Below are 16,006 nucleotides of genomic sequence, written 5' to 3'. Positions count from 1 at the left end.
GGCAGGCGTGAGCCAGGAGACGGGCATCACGCCGCCGGATCGCTGCGCCCGCGCAGGCGCCAGGCGGCCCCCACCGCAAGCAGCAGAGCCAGCAGGTAGCCGGGGCTGAGGGCACCGCCGCCACCACCGCCGCCACCCGTGGACGGCGCTGCCGCCACGGTCACGCGCCGGGAGGTGGTGGACTGCGCACCGGTGTTGTCCGTCACCGTGACCGCGACCGTGAAACTGCCGGCAGCGCTCGGTGTCACGCTGGCGTTGGCGCCGCTGACCCCGCTGAGGCTGCTCACGATGCCGCCACCGTCGACGAGGGACCAGGTGATGCCGCTCAAGCTGCGCCCGTTGATCAACACGGACACGCTGGCATTCAGCGCCACGGCCTGTTCGGCCTGCGGGCTCGCGGGGCTCACGCCGATCGCCGAGATCAGACCGGCCGCGGCCGACCGGACCGCCGTGCGCGCGTCGAGCATACCGGCGCCACAGGTGGCGGTGGTGCAGTAGCACTCATCTTGGTCGATGGGCGTGCCGGCCGACGTGGACTGCGGCGCCGTGCACTGCGGCGTGCCGGGATCCGCACCGGTCGTTGGAAAGGCCCGCGCGCCCCCCTGGATCAGCGCACGGACTTGCGCCGGCGTCAGCGACGGCTGCGCCGCGAACATCAGCGCGGCCACGCCCGACACCAGCGGTGCCGAGAAGCTGGTACCGATGGTGAGATTCGTCGTCCCGTCGGTGTAGGTCGACGATGTCGGGCCCTGCGTCCCGGCATTCGTCGTGGTCAACAGCGGATAGAGACACGGGCCGAAATCATTGACGCAGTTGCCCGCCGGCGCGCTGATCGAGACGGCCGAGCCGAGATCGGAGAAGCCGACCTTGGTGCCGGTGTGGCGCAGGCCGCCAACGGCGATGACGCCGCTGCAGTTGGCCGGTGCACCGACAGCGTGACCGTTGGTGTTGCCGGCGGCTGCGACGACCACCGCGCCGGCAGCGATCACGTCGTCCACCGCGTCCTGGTACTCGGCACAGGCGCCGGTGGTCCCGAGGCTGAGGTTGAGCACTTTCGCCGGCGTCGAATTGACCGCCGAGACTCCCGGCACCGTCAGCCCGGCCGCCCAGCGCATGCCGGCCACGACGTCCGACACGAAGCCGCCGCACTTGCCGAGCACGCGGACCGGCAGCACCCGGGTGTTCCATCCGGTACCGGCCATGCCCACGCCGTTGTTCGTCAACGCGCCGACGATGCCCGCGACCTGCGTGCCATGCCAGGAGCTGTCCTCACCGTCATAGACACCCGAAGCACTGGGCGTGCTGCAGTGGAAGTACTGTCCACCGACCGAGTTGTCCTCTTGCGAGGTGATCCAGTCGCCCGGATCGCTGGCGTCGCTGTCGCGCCCGGTGCCGTCGTTCGCGTCGTTGGGGTCGGTTACGAAGTCGAAGCCGGAAAGCAGCTTGCCGGCCAGATCCGGGTGATCGAAACGCACACCGGTGTCGATGACGGCCACCACGACGTTGGCGCTGCCCTGCGTCGTATCCCAGGCGGTCGTCGCATCGATCGCCGAGCGCGCGGTGCTGTTGGGTGCGCGCAGGTACCACTGGCCCACGACTGGGCCAGCACCGCCGCCAGTGAGGTACAGCGGATCGCTCGGCACCGCGGCCCGGCGCACCCAGCGATCGGGCACCGCGTACTCCACTTCCGGGTCGGCAGCGAGGCGTTGCGCCAGCGTCGCCGAATCGATGCCCTGCGCCAGCACGACCTGGGTGCGCTCCGTGATGGCGCGATGAGCCCGCAGCGCGAGTCCCTGGCGCTGCGCCATCCCGCCCAGGCGCGCATCGAGCCGCTGCACCGTCGCGCGCCCCTCGCCGGCCCCCTGCACGCGAACGACGCTGTCGCCCGAACCGGCCTTGTACTTCACGATGACCCGGGCCATCGGCCCCGAGGCCGCGGCGGTGCCGGCCTGTGCCGCCGCGCCTTCCGAAGCGAGCGGCAAGATGGCAGCCGTCAGCGTGACAAGGGCCGCGAAAGCGCGGAGAACGGCGTGCAAAGTCGGCATCGAGGGCTTTGAAGAAGAACAGCGGGGTGAAGTGTAGGGGGCACCGCAAGGCGAAACATGACGTATGACGCCTTCATGTCAGCCGCCGCCGACACAAGTCCACGGCCGGCAGCGACAACTTTGTATCCAGTTGCCACAGCCACAGTCCGGTGACGTGCGCCGGCAACGAAAAAGGCCCCGCAGGGCCTTCTTCCGATCGGCAGGCGTCACGGAAAAGCGATCACTTCGCCGCCATCAGCGCGACCGTGGTGTCCAGCATGCGGTTGCTGAAGCCCCATTCGTTGTCGTACCAGCTCAGCACCTTGACCAGCTTGCCGTCCGGCGAGACGCGGGTCTGCGTCGCGTCGAAGGTGCTGGAGGCCGGATCGTGGTTGAAGTCCACGCTGACCAGCGGTGCGGTGTTGTAGGCGAGGATGCCCTTGAGTGCTCCTTCGGCGGCGGCCTTCAACACGCCGTTGACCTCGTCGACCGTGGTCGCGCGCTTGGCGGTGAAGGTCAGGTCGACCACCGACACGTTGATCGTCGGCACGCGGATCGCGAAGCCGTCGAGCTTGCCGTTGAGTTCCGGCAGCACCAGGCCGACCGCCGCGGCCGCGCCGGTCTTGGTGGGGATCATGCTCATCGTCGCGCTGCGGGCGCGGCGCAGGTCTTCGTGGTACACGTCGGTCAGCACTTGGTCGTTCGTGTACGAATGGATCGTGGTCATCAGGCCAGACTCGAGACCGATCTTGTCGTGCAGCGGCTTGACCAGCGGCGCGAGGCAGTTGGTGGTGCAGCTGGCATTGCTGATGACGGTGTCGCTGGCCTTGAGCACGCCGTGGTTGACGCCGAAGACGATGGTCGCGTCCACGTCCTTGCCGCCCGGCGCCGAGATGATGACCTTCTTGGCGCCGCCCTTCAGGTGCGCCGAGGCCTTCTCCTTGGTGGTGAAGAAGCCGGTGCACTCCATCACCACGTCGACGCCCAGCTCGCCCCAGGGCAGCTCGGCCGGGTTGCGGTTGGCGAGCACGCGGATCTTGTCGCCGTTGATCACCATGTAGTCGCCATCGACGCTGACCGTGCCGGGGAACTTGCCGTGCGCGGTGTCGTATTGCGTCAGGTGGGCGTTGGTCTTCGGATCGCCCAGGTCGTTGATCGCGACGATCTGGATGTCGTGCTTCTTGCCGCCCTCGTAGTGGGCGCGGAGCACGTTGCGGCCGATGCGGCCATAGCCATTGATGGCGACTTTGATGGTCATGTACTTTTCCTCAGCTTCAGATCACTTCGATGACAAAACTCGGCGGACGGTGGCGGCCACGTTGTGGCTGCGGCTGACATGCCTGCGGCAGATGCCGGCCTGCGCCGAAACGCGGCCGTGCGTCATTTCTGCAGCACCCGGCGGACGGTCGCTGCCACGTTTTCGGCCGTGAAGCCGAAATGCTTGAACAGCGCGCCGGCCGGGGCCGATTCGCCGTAGCTGTCGATGCCGACCACCGCCGCGCAGCCATACTTCCACCAGCCGTCGGTGACGCCGGCCTCCACCGCGATGCGCGGCAGCCCGTCGGGCAGCACGCTGCGCTTGTAGGCCGCGTCCTGGCGGTCGAAGGTGGTCGCGCTGGGCACCGACACCACGCGCACCGCGATGCCGGCGGCCGCGAGCTGCTGCTGTGCATGCAGCGCGAGCTGCACCTCCGAGCCGGTGGCGACGATGACCGCCTGCGCCTTCCTCTTCAGCCCGACCTCGGCCGGCTCGGCCAGCACGTAGGCACCGCGCGCGATCTCGTCGAGCCCGGACTTCGGCAGGTAGGACAGGTTCTGGCGCGACAGCAGCAGCGCCGTCGGACGGTCGGTGTTGAGCAGCGCCTTGGTCCAGGCGATGGTGGTTTCGGCGGTGTCGGCCGGGCGCCAGACGTCCAGATTGGGGATCAGCCGCAGGCTGGCCGCGTGCTCGATGCTCTGGTGCGTGGGCCCGTCCTCGCCGAGGCCGATGCTGTCGTGCGTGAACACATGGATCACGCGCTGCTTCATCAGCGCGGCCATGCGGATGGCGTTGCGCGAGTAGTCGCTGAAGGTCAGGAAGGTGCCGCCGTAGGGGATGAAGCCGCCGTGCAGCGCGATGCCGTTCATCACCGCGGCCATGCCGAACTCGCGCACGCCGTAGTTGATGTGGCGCCCGCCCTGGCCGTCCTCACCGCGCTTGACGGCACCGCCCTCGCCGAAGCGCAGGGCCGGTGTGCTCTTCGTGTTGGTGAGGTTCGAGCCGGTCAGGTCGGCGCTCCCGCCCAGCAGTTCGGGCAGCGCGGCGGTGAAGGCTTCCAGCGCGAGCTGGCTGGCCTTGCGGCTGGCGACCGTCTCGGCCTTGGTGTGCGCCGCGATCGCGGCGTCCACCGCGATCTGCGCGAAGTTCGCCGGCAGCGCGCCCCGCATCCGGCGCTCGAACTCGCTCGCGAGCGCGGGATGCTCGGCGCGGTAGGCGTCGAAGCGCGCGTCCCAATCGGCCTGCAGGTTCGCGCCGTCGTCCTTGGCATCCCACTCGTTGTAGGCCTCGGCCGGAATCTCGAAGGGTGCATGCGGCCAGCCGAGCGCGGCGCGCGTCAGCGCGATCTCGTCGGCACCGAGCGGCTCGCCATGCGCCTTGGCGGTGTCCACGCGGTTCGGCGAGCCTTTGCCGATGTGCGTCTTGCAGACGATGAAGCTCGGCTTGTCGGTGCTGCGACGGGCCTGTGCGATCGCCGCGTCGACCGCCTCGACATCGTGGCCGTCGACCGGACCGATCACGTTCCAGCCGTAGGCCGCGAAGCGCTTCGCGCTGTCGTCCACGAACCAGGGCGCCACCTGGCCGTCGATGCTGATGCCGTTGTCGTCGTACAGCGCGATCAGCTTGTTCAGCTTCCAGGCGCCGGCCAGTGCGCTGGCCTCGTGGCTGATGCCCTCCATCAGGCAGCCATCGCCGAGGAAGACATAGGTGCGGTGGTCCACGACCGTGTGGCCGTCGCGGTTGAACTCGGCCGCCAGCAGCTTCTCGGCCAATGCCATGCCGACCGCGTTGCCGAGGCCCTGGCCGAGCGGACCGGTCGTCGTCTCCACACCGGGAGTGATACCGACCTCGGGGTGGCCCGGCGTTTGGCTGTGCAGCTGCCGGAAGTGGCGCAACTCCTCCATCGGCAGCGCGTAGCCGCTGAGGTGCAGCAGCGCGTAGACCAGCATCGAGCCGTGACCGTTGCTCAGCACGAAACGGTCGCGGTTCGCCCAGGCCGGATCCGCCGGGTTGTGGCGCAGGTGGCGGCCCCACAGCGCCACCGCGATGTCGGCCATGCCCATCGGCGCGCCGGGGTGGCCGGAATTGGCCTGCTGCACGGCGTCCATGGCCAGCGCGCGGATGGCGTTGGCCATCAGCGTGGTGTCGGGGACGAGGGGGGTGCGGGTTTCGAGGGCGGCCATGGTGTGCGAGGGAAAAGGACGCCACGGAAGCGGCAGAATGGGCGATTTTACGAGCCCGTCGCGTCACCCATGCAGGGTCTGCACCTCACCGCCGATTTGAGTGGCTGCCGCCGCGGCACGCCCGCACTGATCGACGTGGCGGCGCTGCGCACGCTGTGCCTGCGTGCCGTCAGCGACGCCGGCTTGCAGGCGGTGGGCGAGTGCTTCCACCCCTTCCCGAGCGAGCAGGGCGAGCCGCGTGGCGTGACCGGCGTGTTGCTGCTCGCCGAGTCGCACCTGGCGGTGCACACCTGGCCCGAGCTCGACGCCGTGACGCTCGACATCTACGTCTGCCACCGCCACGCCGACAATTCGGCGCGCGCCGAGGCGGTGATCGCGCAGCTGCTCGATGCCTTCGCACCCCGACACACCGAGCGCCAGGCGCTGCACCGCGGAGCCCCGCCGTGAACGTCCCCGCATTGATCCTCGCTGCCGGACGGGGCGAGCGCATGCGCCCGCTGACCGACCGCACGCCCAAGCCGCTGCTGCCGGTGCGCGGCAGGCCGTTGATCGAGTGGCAGCTCGAAGCCCTGGCGCGCGACGGCGTGCGCCGGGTCGTGATCAACACCGCCTGGCTCGAAGAACAGTTCCCGGCCTCGCTGGGCGACGGCGCACGCTTTGGCCTGGCCATCCGCTACTCGACGGAGGGCCGCGACCACGGCGGTGCGCTCGAGACCGCAGGCGGCATCGCAACCGCGCTGCCGCTGTTGCAAACCGACACGTTTTGGGTGCTGGCCGGCGACGCCTACCTGCCCGACTTCCACTTCGACCCGCGCCACGTGAAGGACTTCATGGCCGGCGACGATCTGGGCCACCTGTGGCTGGTTCCGAACCCGCCCCAGCACCCGCAAGGCGACTTCGGACTGAGCGGGCGAGGCCGTGTTTTGGCACGCGACGACCCCTCCGTCATCACTCGTTACACGTACTCCACCGTGGGCTTGTTCCAATCGAAACTGGTCGAGGGCGTGCAGGCGGGCCAGAAGGCGCCGCTGAAGCCCCGTCTGGATGCGGCGATCGCCCGCGACCGGCTCGGTGGCAGCCTGTACACGGGCACCTGGGCCGACGTGGGCACGCCACAACGCTGGCAGGCTTTGCAAGATGGGGGCTGAGAACGATGGATGGGGCGGGATCGCCGTTGACGTGGCTGCTGTGCATGGCGGCGGCCGTGCTGCTGCAGCGCGGCGCCCTCCTGGGCCTGCGGGCGGCGTGGCTGGCTCACGAGCCGGTGTCCGGTGAACACACCGACTCGGTCGTCTACCACCGCAGCCTGTGGACACCGGGCGAGGCCGAGGTGCTCGGCACCGCAGGCCTGCTGCTGCTGAGCGGCCTGGGCGCCGCGGCCGGGTTGCAGTTCAAGGGCTGGCCGCTGTGGCCGGCCGGGCTGCTGTGGCTCGGGGCCGTGGCCTGGGACCTGTGGACCTGGGAGCGCGTGGCAGCGAGCGTGAAGTTCGTCTCCTGGCGGCGCGGCTGGCGCCACTCGGCGCGCCGCGTGGCGGTGTCGGACTTGAAGGAGGTCAATGTCGTCGAGCGCCGCTCGCGCGGGTCGCGGTTGCCCGCCTGGGCCCGGCCCACGGCCTGCTACCTGGCACTGGTGATGCGTGACGGCAAGGCGGTGAAGCTGCCGCGCACCGGCGCGCTGTTCGGCGGCGAGGCCGAGGTCGAGCGCCTTGCGAACTTCGTGCGCATGCAGATGGACGTGGTGGCCGACAACCGCCGGCGCGCCGCCGCCGACAAGCGTTCGGAAGCCCGCCGCGCCCTGCTGCCGCAGATGCCGATGCACCCGGCCAGCAAGCTGGACCCGCTGGCGCTGAACCGCGGCGGACCGGGCTGACATACCGGATCGCGTTCGCCCGGCGACCTCGCCAGCGATGCGCGGTATTTGCAGAGCAGCTCGCCGGCGGACGCTTCGAACCAGCCCCCCAAAAACGCACACGAACGGCTGCAACGAGCCCGTGCCGGTCCTTCAATCCGCGAGCGGCTTCGTCACCGCATCGATCCGCGCCAGCACCTCCGGGGTGAGCTTCGGCGTCAAGGCCAGCGCCTTCAGGTTGTCCTGCAGCTGCGTGAGCTTGCTGGCCCCGAGGATCACCGTGCTGACGCGCGGGTTGTGGTTGATCCAGGCGATCGCGAGCTGCGCCACCGTGCCGCCCAGCTCGGCGGCAAGGACCTCGAGCTGGCCGACCGCGGCGTTCTTCGCCGGATCGAGCAGGCCATCGCGCAGGAAGCCCATGCTCTCCAGCGCACCGCGGCTGCCCGCGGGGACACCGTGGCGGTACTTCCCGGTCAGCAGGCCCGAGGCCAACGGGCTCCACGTGGTCAGGCCCAGGCCGATGTCCTCGTACAGCCGCGCGTACTCTTCCTCCACTTTCCTGCGGTGGAACAGGTGGTACTGCGGCTGCTCCATCACCGGCTTGTGCAGGTGGTGCCGCTCGGCGATCTCCCAGGCGGCGCGGATCTCCTGGGCGCTCCACTCGCTGGTGCCCCAGTACAGGATCTTGCCCTTCGTGATCAGGTCGTGGAAGGCCCAGACCGTCTCCTCGATCGGCGTGTGCGGGTCGGGGCGGTGGCAGAACACCAGGTCGACGAAATCGAGTTGCAGGCGCTGCAGCGCGCCGTCGATGGCCTGGTGCAGGTACTTGCGGTTCAGCGTGTCCTGGCCGTTGATGCGCGGCCGTTCGCCCGGCCTGGCGCGGTCCAGGCCCCAGAAGAACTTGGTGGACACGACGACGTCGAGCCGCGGCAGCTTCAGCTGCCGGAAGGCCTCGCCCATGATGGACTCGCTGCGGCCGTTGGCATAGACCTCGGCGTTGTCGAAGAAGTTGATGCCGGCGTCGAACGCAACGGCGAGCATGTCCTTCGCGGCGCTCACATCGACCTGGTTGTGGTAGGTCACCCATGAGCCGAGCGAGAGCTCGCTGACTCGCAGGCCGGATCGGCCGAGACGGCGGTATTGCATGCGAAGACTCCCTTTCGTGTCATTCACCGGTCGCGGGCTTGTCGTGCAGGGGTGCTGCACGGCGCGCCGCTCACTACACTGCAAGCGTACCCAGAACTGCATCGCCCCATGCCCACCCACGTCTATGCCGAACGCCGCGCACGCGTTTGCGCCGCGCTGCGCGAGGCCGGTGGCGGCATTGCCGTGCTGCCGACGGCGCCGGAGCGCACACGCAATGCCGACAGCGAGCACCCCTACCGCCATGACAGCGCGTTCTACTACCTGACCGGTTTCTCGGAGCCCGGCGCCTGGCTGGTCCTCGACGCGACCGGCCGCAGCCTGCTGCTGTGCCGCCCCAAGGACGAGGAGCGCGAGATCTGGGACGGCTACCGGCTCGGCCCCGAGGCCGCCCCCGGCGAGCTGGGCGTCGACGAGGCCTTGCCGCTCGACGCGCTGGACACGGTGCTGCCGCAGCGGCTGGCCGATCGGCCCGCGGTGTGGTTCCCGTTCGGCGGCTGCGAGGGCCTGGGCTCGCGGGTCGAGGGCTGGCTCGCCGCGGTGCGCGCGCGCTCGCACGCCGGCGTCGAGGCGCCGACGCAGCAGCGCGACCTGGCGCTGCTGCTCGACGAGCAGCGGCTGTTCAAGGACGCGCACGAAATCGCCCTGATGCGCCGGGCCGGCGAGATCGGCGCGGCCGGCCATGTGCGCGCGATGCGGGCCAGCCGGCCCGGCCTGCGCGAGTACCAGCTCGAGGCCGAGCTGCTGCACGAGTTCCGCCGCAGCGGCGGCAGCGGTCCGGCCTACAACAGCATCGTTGCGGCCGGCCGCAACGCCTGCATCCTGCACTACGCGGCCGGCAACGCCGAGCTGAAGGCCGGCGAGCTGTGCCTGATCGACGCCGGCTGCGAGTACGGCAGCTATGCGAGCGACATCACGCGCAGCTTTCCGGTCGACGGCCGCTACACCGCGCCGCAGCGCGCGCTCTACGAGCTGGTGCTCGCCGCGCAGGAAGCCGCGATCGCCCACACCCGCCCGGGGGCGCGCAAGATGGACAGCCACTGGGCCGCGGTGCGCACGCTGAGCGCCGGCCTGCTGGACCTGGGGCTGCTCGATCGCAACACACAGGGCGGCGTCGACGACGTCGTCGCCAGCGCCGCCTACCGGCGCTTCTACATGCACGGCACCGGCCACTGGCTCGGGCTCGACGTGCACGATGCCGGCGAGTACCTCGCGCTCGACGAGGCCCCCGTCGAGCAGCCCGACGGCCTGGGCGGCATCGCGATCAAGAAGCCCTCGCGCCGGCTGCAGCCCGGCATGGTGGTCACGATCGAGCCCGGGCTCTATGTGCGCCCGGCACCCGACGTGCCCGAGCGCTACTGGCACATCGGCATCCGCATCGAGGACGATGCGCTCGTCACGCCCGACGGCTGCGAGTTGCTGAGCCGTGGCGTGCCGGTGCAGCCCGACGAGATCGAGGCGCTGATGCGCGGCTGAGCCCGGCCCTCGGCCGGGTGCCGTTACTGCACTTGCTCAGGCGCGCGATGCCAGAGCTGCCGGGGCGGCGCGGCCACTGCAGGCGCCGGGTCTGCGGCGGCCGGGCCGGTCAATCGCTCCCAATGCATGCGCAAGCGGGCGAGCGTGGCCCGAAAGCCGTCGCTGAGCTGGGGATGCCGGCTCAAGAAGAACAGCTGCGAGCGCACCTTCGCCGCCATCAGCACGCTCTGCCCGTGGGTGTTCAGCGGCTGCGCCAGCGCGGCCCGCTCGACCACGCCGGTCATCAGCGCCAGGGTCCCCGCCAGCAGCGCCTCGGCGCTGGGCAGCGACATGTCGTCGATGTCTTCATCGCATGCCACGGGCGGAAGAGCGCAGCCGGCACCAATGGGTTTGTTCGGGTTCATCACGTGCCTCCATCGCGCAGAGCGCGGCAATCGTCGATCGTCGGGATGGCTGGGAGCGCGTGCCCCTTGGCTGCATTGGCATGGTCGCCGGTCAAACCACTTTAATGCGAACCATTCTCATCTGCAAGGTAAACCCGCCGAGGCGGGTGGTGATCTGCTGGTCAGCCGCCTGCAGGTACCGCACGCTGCTGGCGAGGCCGCCGGGCGAGCGGCTTCGCCAACGTTCGACGGTCGGCTTTCCGGACAAGACACCGAACCCCACCGCAACGAGCCCTGGCCCGAGCTTCAATCGGATGCGCTCGAATGCAATGCCGTATCAGCCGATCCCGAGCAGCCAGCCGATCAAGCCCTTGGCGACGAAGCCGAGCATGCCGAAGGCCAGCACGACGAACAGCACGAAGGTGCCGAAGCGGCCGGCCTTCGACTCGCGCGCCAGGCTCGCGATGATGAACAGCATGTAGACGATGAAGGCGCCGACGCCGAATGTCAGGCCGAAGCGCGCAATCTCTTCCTCGCCGAAGCCGCCGAGCCCGCCACTCATGGGACAACCCTCGCGTCCGCGCCGGCGAGCGCCCGGTAGGCATGCCAGCTGGCATGGCCGAGCAGCGGCACCACCGCCAGCAAACCCAGCATGGCCGCGACCATGCCGGCGGCCGACAGCGTCATCACCAGCGCAGCCCACAGCGCCAGCGGCAGCGGCTGCGCGAGCACGGCGCGCCAACTGGCCAGCACCGCGGCGCGAACCGTCGCCGACGGCCGATCCAGCAGCAGCGGAATCGCGATCACGCTGGACGCGAACACCGGTGCCGCGAGCAGGCCGCCGAGCAGCAGCCAGCCCTCGAACAACCAGCCGCTGCGGGCGACGACGACGTGGCGCAGGAAGTCCAGCGGTGTCGCGATCGGCGCCGGCGCGAACAGCGTGATCAGCGCCGCCGAGGTGAGCACCCAGCCGGTGCCGGCCGCGGCGAGCCCGACGCCGAAGGCGACCAGCCGGCGGTCCAGCGAGCGCCACACGCGCAGCACGCAGGCGGCGTCCGGCGTTTCACCGCGCTCGATCGCGCGGCTCACCGCATAGAGCCCTGTCGCGACGACCGGTGCGACCAGCAGGAAGCCCGACACCGCGCCGGCCAGCACCCAGAAGCGCTGGTGCGCAAAGGCGAACAGCGCGATGCCGAAGGCGGCGCACAGCGCGCCATGTGCCACGCCCACCGCCGGCGCGGTGCGGAAGTCGCGCCAGCCCCGTGCGAGCCAGTCGAAAGGCGCGCCGAGCCCGATCCCGCTCACCTCGCGACGCCTCATCGCGCCGCCCGGTCCGGCGCAGTCACCGCCGCCGCGATGGCCGCGCCGGCCTCGGTCGTCGACGCCAGGCCCCCGAGGTCGCGCGTGCGCGGGCCCGCCACCAGCACCCGCTCGATGGCCGCGACGATCGCGTCGTGCGCCGCGACGTGACGCTCCAGCTGCTCCGGCGCGAGGCCCGGTGCGCGCCCCAGGAAGTCGAGCATCAGCGCACCGGACCAGATCATCGCCACCGGGTTGGCGATGCCCTGCCCGTGGATGTCGGGCGCCGAGCCGTGCACCGGCTCGAACAGCGAGGGAAGGCCGCGCTGCGGGTTCAGGTTGGCCGAAGGCGCCAGGCCGATGGTGCCGGTGCAGGCCGGACCGAGGTCGCTGAGGATGTCGCCGAACAGGTTGCTCGCCACCACGACGTCGAAGCGTGTGGGCTCCAGCACGAAGCGGGCGGTGAGGATGTCGATGTGCTGCTTGTCGACGGCGACCTCCGGGTAGCCCTGCGCCATCGCGTCGGCGCGTTCGTCCCACCACGGCATGCTGATGGCGATGCCGTTGGACTTGGTGGCGACGGTGAGGTGCTTGCGCGGCCTCGATTGCGCCAGCTCGAAGGCGAACTTCATCACGCGGTCGGTACCGTGGCGCGAGAACACCGACTCCTGGATCACGATCTCGCGTTCCGTGCCTTCGAAGAGGCGCCCGCCGAGGTTGGTGTATTCGCCCTCGGTGTTCTCGCGCACGACGAAGAAGTCGATGTCGCCCGGCCTGCGCGGCTTGCCGTCGCGGTCGACCAGCGGGCAGGGCACGCCCTCGAACAGGCGCACCGGGCGCAGGTTGATGTACTGGTCGAATTCGCGGCGGAACTTCAGCAGCGAGCCCCACAGCGACACATGGTCGGGCACCACCGCCGGCCAGCCGACGGCACCGAAGTAGAGGGCGTCGAAGCCCCGCAGCGTGGCGAACCAGTCATCGGGCAGCATCTGCCCGGTGCGCTGCCAGTGGTCGGCGCAGGCCCAGTCGAAGTGCTCGAACTGCAGCGCCAGATCGAAGCGCCGGGCCGCCGCCTGCAGCACGCGCAGCCCTTCGGGCATGACCTCCTGGCCGATGCCGTCGCCGGGAATCACCGCGATGCGATGGGGCTTCATGTGGGTCTCCTCGAATTCGTGGCGCCGCCGAACGCCCGCGCGACGGCCCGCCCCGCCAGTGTGCCGCGCGTGAAGGCTTCCTCGAACACCGAGCCAGCGGACAGGTCGGCGTGCGCGAAGTGCAGCCGGCCCTGCGCGCCGCCCAGCGCCGCCAGCGCCGGGTCGCCGCGCAGTCCGGGCGTGGGAACGATCATCGCGTGACCGTAACGCATCGCATCGATGCGCACCAGCTTGCGCGGCAGGTCCAGGTGGGCGGGCAGCAGATCGGCCAGCACCGCGTCGCGCCACGCGGTCCAGGGCGCCTTCAGCAGCCGCGCGCGAGCGGCCTGCAGTTCGGCGAGCGACTGGCCGCCGAGCGCCCAGTAGTGCGTCAGCACCGTCGGCCCGGGCACCGGGCGCAGGCTCTGGTGCATCGCATCCACATAGCCGAGCGCCGGGCTGCCGGCGATCACGTTGTCCCAGGCCGGCGCCGGACCGGGCCGGTCGAACAGCGGCTCGCGCAGTTGCAGGTTCGTGACCAGCCACGGCGCGTAGGCGAGTCGCGGCGCGATCTCGGCCAGCGGCGCGGGCACCGCATCGAGCAGGCGCGCCGCGATGAACAGCGGCACGCAGACGACGACCTGCTGCGCGATCCAGCGCTGCGGCTGCTGCGCGCGCACGTTCCAGACCTCCAGCGCGGTCTCGTGGCGCGTGGGGGCGATGCGCGTCAGCACGGCGCCGGTCTGCAGCCGCTCGCCCAGGCCTTGCGCGAGCCTCTCGGTCAGCCGGGCGTTGCCTTCGGGCCAGGTCAGCACGGCGTCGGCCGGCTCGGCCGCTTCGTCGCCCGGCACGTGGAAGCCGTGGCGGCTCGCGAAGTAGTGCAGCCCGGCCCAGGCCGACACCAGGCCGAGGCCGGCGCCGTAGTCGTCGCGGCAGCAGTAGTCGAGATAGGCGCGCAGTGTGGCGTCGTCGTAGCCGCTCGCCGTCAGCCAGGCGCCGAAGGTCTGCGCATCCAGCGCGCCGAGCCCGGGGCTCCAGCGGCTGCGCAGCGTGGGCATCGCGAAGCTCAGCGCGCGCTGCAGGGCCTGCACGTTGCCGGCGAAGCGGCGCAGTTGTGCCAGCGTGCCGGCCCCTGCGCCGGCCAGCGGCAGCAGGCCCTCGTGCCAGCCCCCTGCGGCGTTCACGCCGTGTTCGGCCGCCACGAAAATGCGCTCCTGCGGCGCATGGCAGAGCTGGCGCTCGTCGAACACCGTGCGCCCTGCCTCGATGCGCGCGATGCCGATCTCGTGCAGCCATTCGGCGACCTCGTGCGCCTCGGGCCCGGGCAGCGGCAGGTAGTGCGCTCCGAGCGGACAGCGCATGCCGTCCATCGTGTGGCCGCGCGCATTGCCGCCGGCCCCGTCCTCGAGTTCGAACACGCGGAAGTCGTCGATGCCGGCCTGGCGCAGCGCCCGCGCCGCCGCGAGCCCGGCGACGCCGGCACCGACGATGGCGACGCTGCAGCGGCGGGCAGCGCCGGCCCCGGCACGCGGCAGCCGCCCATCGCGCAGCGCGTGGCCGCGCTCGGCGTCGGCGCCGACCCAGCCGCCGGCGATCTCGGCCGGTGCGCGGTCGCAGCCCGCCAGCCACGGCCACGTGGCCAGCGCGCCCGCACCGGCCAGCAGCGTGCGGCGCGGGCGGCTCACTGGTGGACGCGGCCCCATTCCTCTTCGAAGGTCTGCACCAGCCCCTGGGTGCTGAGCCGGTTTGGCTCGGCCGGCACGCGCGCCATGTCGGGCGCAAAGTCGAACAAGGCCGGCAAGCCGGCGACGCTGAGAAAACGCAGCCCGGCCGGCAGCTCGCGCGGCATCGCGAACGGCCTGCGGCCCGCCAGCACGAAACCCCATTCGCCGAAGCTCGGCACGTGCGCGTGGTAGGGCGTGGTCTGCAGGCCCACCGCCTCGAGCGTGCTCACCACCGTCCAGAAGCTCTTGCGTGCGATCAGCGGCGAGGTGGTCTGGATCACCGCGTAGCCGGAAGCCGCCAGGTGCCGTGCCATCAGCGCATAGAAGCTGGTCGAGTAGAGCTTGCCGATCGCGTGATTGCTGGGGTCGGGGAAGTCGACCACGATCACGTCGAACAGCGCGTCGTTGCGATCCAGCCAGCCGAAGGCGTCGTCGTTGACGATCGTGAGCTTCGGCGATTGCAGCGCGTGGCCGTTCAGCGCCGTCAGCAGCGGCTCGGTCGAGAACAGGCGCGTCATCGCAGGGTCCAGCTCGACCAGCGTGACCTGCTCGACGCCGGCGTGCCTGAGCACTTCGCGCACCGCCATGCCGTCGCCGCCGCCGAGCACCAGCACGCGCCTGGGCGCGCCGTGTGCGGCCATCGCCGGGTGGACCAGCGCCTCGTGGTAGCGGTACTCGTCGCGCGAATGGAACTGCAGGTTGCCATTGAGGAACAGGCGCACGCCGGCAGGGCCCGAGGTCACGACGACGCGCTGGTAGGGCGAGCTCAGGCTGAACACGATGCGATCGCCATAGAAGCGGTCCTCGGCCCAGGTGGTGAGCCGGTCGGCGCCGAGCAGCGCGATGCCCAGCGCCGCTGCCACCGCGGCGCAGGCCAGCGCATGCGCGCGCCAGGCGCGCAGCTCGGCGCGGAACAGCCACAGCGCCCACACCGCGACCGTCGCATTCAGCAGCCCGAACACCACCCCGGTGCGCACCAGCCCGAGCTGCGGCACCAGCAGCAGCGGGAAGGCCACCGAGACGGCGAGCGCGCCGAGGTAGTCGAAGGTCAGCACCTGCGAGACCAGGTCCTTCAGCGCGTAACGCGCGCTGAAGTGGCGCTTGAGGATGCGCATCACCAGCGGAATCTCCAGCCCCACCAGGATGCCCACCGCCAGCACCAGCCCGTACAGCAGCACCCGGAACGGCGCTGCCGCGCTGACCGGCAGCAGGCTGTGCACGGCGAACAGCGCCGCCGGCATCAGCCCGCCGATCAGGCCCACCAGCAGCTCGATGCGCAGGAAGTGCGCGACCAGCTGGCGCTCGATGTGGCGCGACAGCCAGGAGCCGATGCCCATCGCGAACAGGTAGGCTCCGATGACGGTGCTGAACTGCAGCACCGAGTCGCCGAGCAGGTAGCTGGCCAGCGCACCGGCCGCCAGCTCGTAGACCAGGCCGCAGGCCGCGACGACGAAGACCGACGCGAGCAGCGCCACCTCGGCCGGGCGCACCCGCGCCGCGCCGCCGGCGGCGGGGTCGGGCACGGCCGGCTCGC

At 70.8% G+C, this 16,006-nt stretch carries 14 protein-coding genes; 4 read left to right on the top strand and 10 right to left on the bottom strand.

Going from position 1 to position 16,006, the window contains the following annotated elements:
- Positions 1-26: 26 nt before the first annotated feature.
- The 3 genes from ACQY9S_RS17965 to tkt form a co-directional block, all read right to left on the bottom strand.
- Positions 27-1,982 (bottom strand): S8 family serine peptidase, encoded by a 1,956-nt coding sequence (locus tag ACQY9S_RS17965; RefSeq protein ID WP_428421561.1) that lies wholly within the window; start codon positions 1,980-1,982, stop codon positions 27-29.
- A gap of 283 nt (positions 1,983-2,265) precedes the next feature.
- Entirely contained in the window at positions 2,266-3,282 is a 1,017-nt protein-coding gene (gap, locus tag ACQY9S_RS17960) for a type I glyceraldehyde-3-phosphate dehydrogenase (protein WP_428421559.1), read from the bottom strand.
- Between the two features lie 122 nt (positions 3,283-3,404).
- Positions 3,405-5,465: a transketolase gene (gene tkt, locus ACQY9S_RS17955; RefSeq protein ID WP_428421558.1), complete on the bottom strand. Its 2,061-nt coding sequence runs from the start codon at positions 5,463-5,465 to the stop codon at positions 3,405-3,407.
- A gap of 69 nt (positions 5,466-5,534) precedes the next feature.
- Here tkt and speD point away from each other — a divergent pair, with 69 nt between their 5' ends.
- From speD to ACQY9S_RS17940, 3 genes are read left to right on the top strand one after another with little or no spacing between them, the layout of a single operon-like run.
- Positions 5,535-5,912 carry an adenosylmethionine decarboxylase gene (speD, locus tag ACQY9S_RS17950; protein ID WP_428421557.1) on the top strand — a complete coding sequence of 126 codons (378 nt, stop codon included), beginning with the start codon at positions 5,535-5,537 and terminating at the stop codon, positions 5,910-5,912.
- The gene (murU, locus tag ACQY9S_RS17945; RefSeq protein ID WP_428421555.1) at positions 5,909-6,613 is read left to right on the top strand and encodes an N-acetylmuramate alpha-1-phosphate uridylyltransferase MurU; all 705 of its coding nucleotides are present in this window, start codon (positions 5,909-5,911) and stop codon (positions 6,611-6,613) included. The genes speD and murU overlap by 4 nt, the downstream gene beginning before the upstream one ends.
- A 26-nt stretch (positions 6,614-6,639) precedes the next feature.
- Entirely contained in the window at positions 6,640-7,335 is a 696-nt protein-coding gene (locus ACQY9S_RS17940) for a hypothetical protein (protein ID WP_428421553.1), read from the top strand.
- A gap of 132 nt (positions 7,336-7,467) precedes the next feature.
- On the opposite strand, the gene ACQY9S_RS17935 is transcribed toward ACQY9S_RS17940, so the two are convergent.
- Entirely contained in the window at positions 7,468-8,460 is a 993-nt protein-coding gene (locus ACQY9S_RS17935; protein WP_428421551.1) for a potassium channel beta subunit family protein, read from the bottom strand.
- A gap of 108 nt (positions 8,461-8,568) precedes the next feature.
- On the opposite strand from ACQY9S_RS17935, the gene ACQY9S_RS17930 reads away from it, so the two are divergent.
- Complete coding sequence (locus tag ACQY9S_RS17930; RefSeq protein WP_428421549.1) at positions 8,569-9,933, top strand: aminopeptidase P N-terminal domain-containing protein; 1,365 nt, start codon at positions 8,569-8,571, stop codon at positions 9,931-9,933.
- A 23-nt stretch (positions 9,934-9,956) separates the two neighbouring features.
- Here the strand turns inward: ACQY9S_RS17930 and ACQY9S_RS17925 are convergent, their stop codons facing one another.
- From ACQY9S_RS17925 to ACQY9S_RS17900, 6 genes are all read right to left on the bottom strand, one after another.
- The gene (locus tag ACQY9S_RS17925) at positions 9,957-10,265 is read right to left on the bottom strand and encodes a hypothetical protein (RefSeq protein WP_428421547.1); all 309 of its coding nucleotides are present in this window, start codon (positions 10,263-10,265) and stop codon (positions 9,957-9,959) included.
- 388 nt (positions 10,266-10,653) lie between these two features.
- On the bottom strand, positions 10,654-10,878 hold the full coding sequence (locus ACQY9S_RS17920) for a DUF2788 domain-containing protein (protein WP_428421545.1): 225 nt from the start codon (positions 10,876-10,878) through the stop codon (positions 10,654-10,656).
- Positions 10,875-11,621 carry a DUF2189 domain-containing protein gene (locus ACQY9S_RS17915; RefSeq protein ID WP_428421543.1) on the bottom strand — a complete coding sequence of 249 codons (747 nt, stop codon included), beginning with the start codon at positions 11,619-11,621 and terminating at the stop codon, positions 10,875-10,877. Before ACQY9S_RS17915 ends, ACQY9S_RS17920 begins: the two co-directional genes overlap by 4 nt.
- An 11-nt stretch (positions 11,622-11,632) precedes the next feature.
- Positions 11,633-12,769, bottom strand: coding sequence for a tartrate dehydrogenase (locus ACQY9S_RS17910; RefSeq protein ID WP_428421541.1), 1,137 nt, complete (start codon positions 12,767-12,769; stop codon positions 11,633-11,635).
- On the bottom strand, positions 12,766-14,433 hold the full coding sequence (locus ACQY9S_RS17905; protein WP_428421540.1) for an FAD-dependent oxidoreductase: 1,668 nt from the start codon (positions 14,431-14,433) through the stop codon (positions 12,766-12,768). Before ACQY9S_RS17905 ends, ACQY9S_RS17910 begins: the two co-directional genes overlap by 4 nt.
- Complete coding sequence (locus ACQY9S_RS17900) at positions 14,430-15,995, bottom strand: polyamine aminopropyltransferase (RefSeq protein ID WP_428421538.1); 1,566 nt, start codon at positions 15,993-15,995, stop codon at positions 14,430-14,432. Before ACQY9S_RS17900 ends, ACQY9S_RS17905 begins: the two co-directional genes overlap by 4 nt.
- Positions 15,996-16,006 lie beyond the last annotated feature (11 nt).

It is taken from the genome of Methylibium sp., from assembly GCF_965279545.1.
Lineage (GTDB): Bacteria > Pseudomonadota > Gammaproteobacteria > Burkholderiales > Burkholderiaceae_C > Methylibium.
The sequence above is the reverse complement of the archived record's forward strand: the minus strand, read 5'-3'. Positions and strand labels throughout refer to the sequence as shown.

Bases quoted from the DNA above. Each gene is read 5' to 3' on its own strand.
- gap (WP_428421559.1), bottom strand. From the start codon at position 3,282: ATGACCATCAAAGTCGCCATCAATGGCTATGGCCGCATCGGCCGCAAC.
- tkt (WP_428421558.1), bottom strand. From the start codon at position 5,465: ATGGCCGCCCTCGAAACCCGCACCCCCCTCGTCCCCGACACCACGCTG.
- speD (WP_428421557.1), top strand. From the start codon at position 5,535: ATGCAGGGTCTGCACCTCACCGCCGATTTGAGTGGCTGCCGCCGCGGC.
- ACQY9S_RS17935 (WP_428421551.1), bottom strand. From the start codon at position 8,460: ATGCAATACCGCCGTCTCGGCCGATCCGGCCTGCGAGTCAGCGAGCTC.
- ACQY9S_RS17930 (WP_428421549.1), top strand. From the start codon at position 8,569: ATGCCCACCCACGTCTATGCCGAACGCCGCGCACGCGTTTGCGCCGCG.
- ACQY9S_RS17925 (WP_428421547.1), bottom strand. From the start codon at position 10,265: ATGTCGCTGCCCAGCGCCGAGGCGCTGCTGGCGGGGACCCTGGCGCTG.
- ACQY9S_RS17920 (WP_428421545.1), bottom strand. From the start codon at position 10,878: ATGAGTGGCGGGCTCGGCGGCTTCGGCGAGGAAGAGATTGCGCGCTTC.
- ACQY9S_RS17910 (WP_428421541.1), bottom strand. From the start codon at position 12,769: ATGAAGCCCCATCGCATCGCGGTGATTCCCGGCGACGGCATCGGCCAG.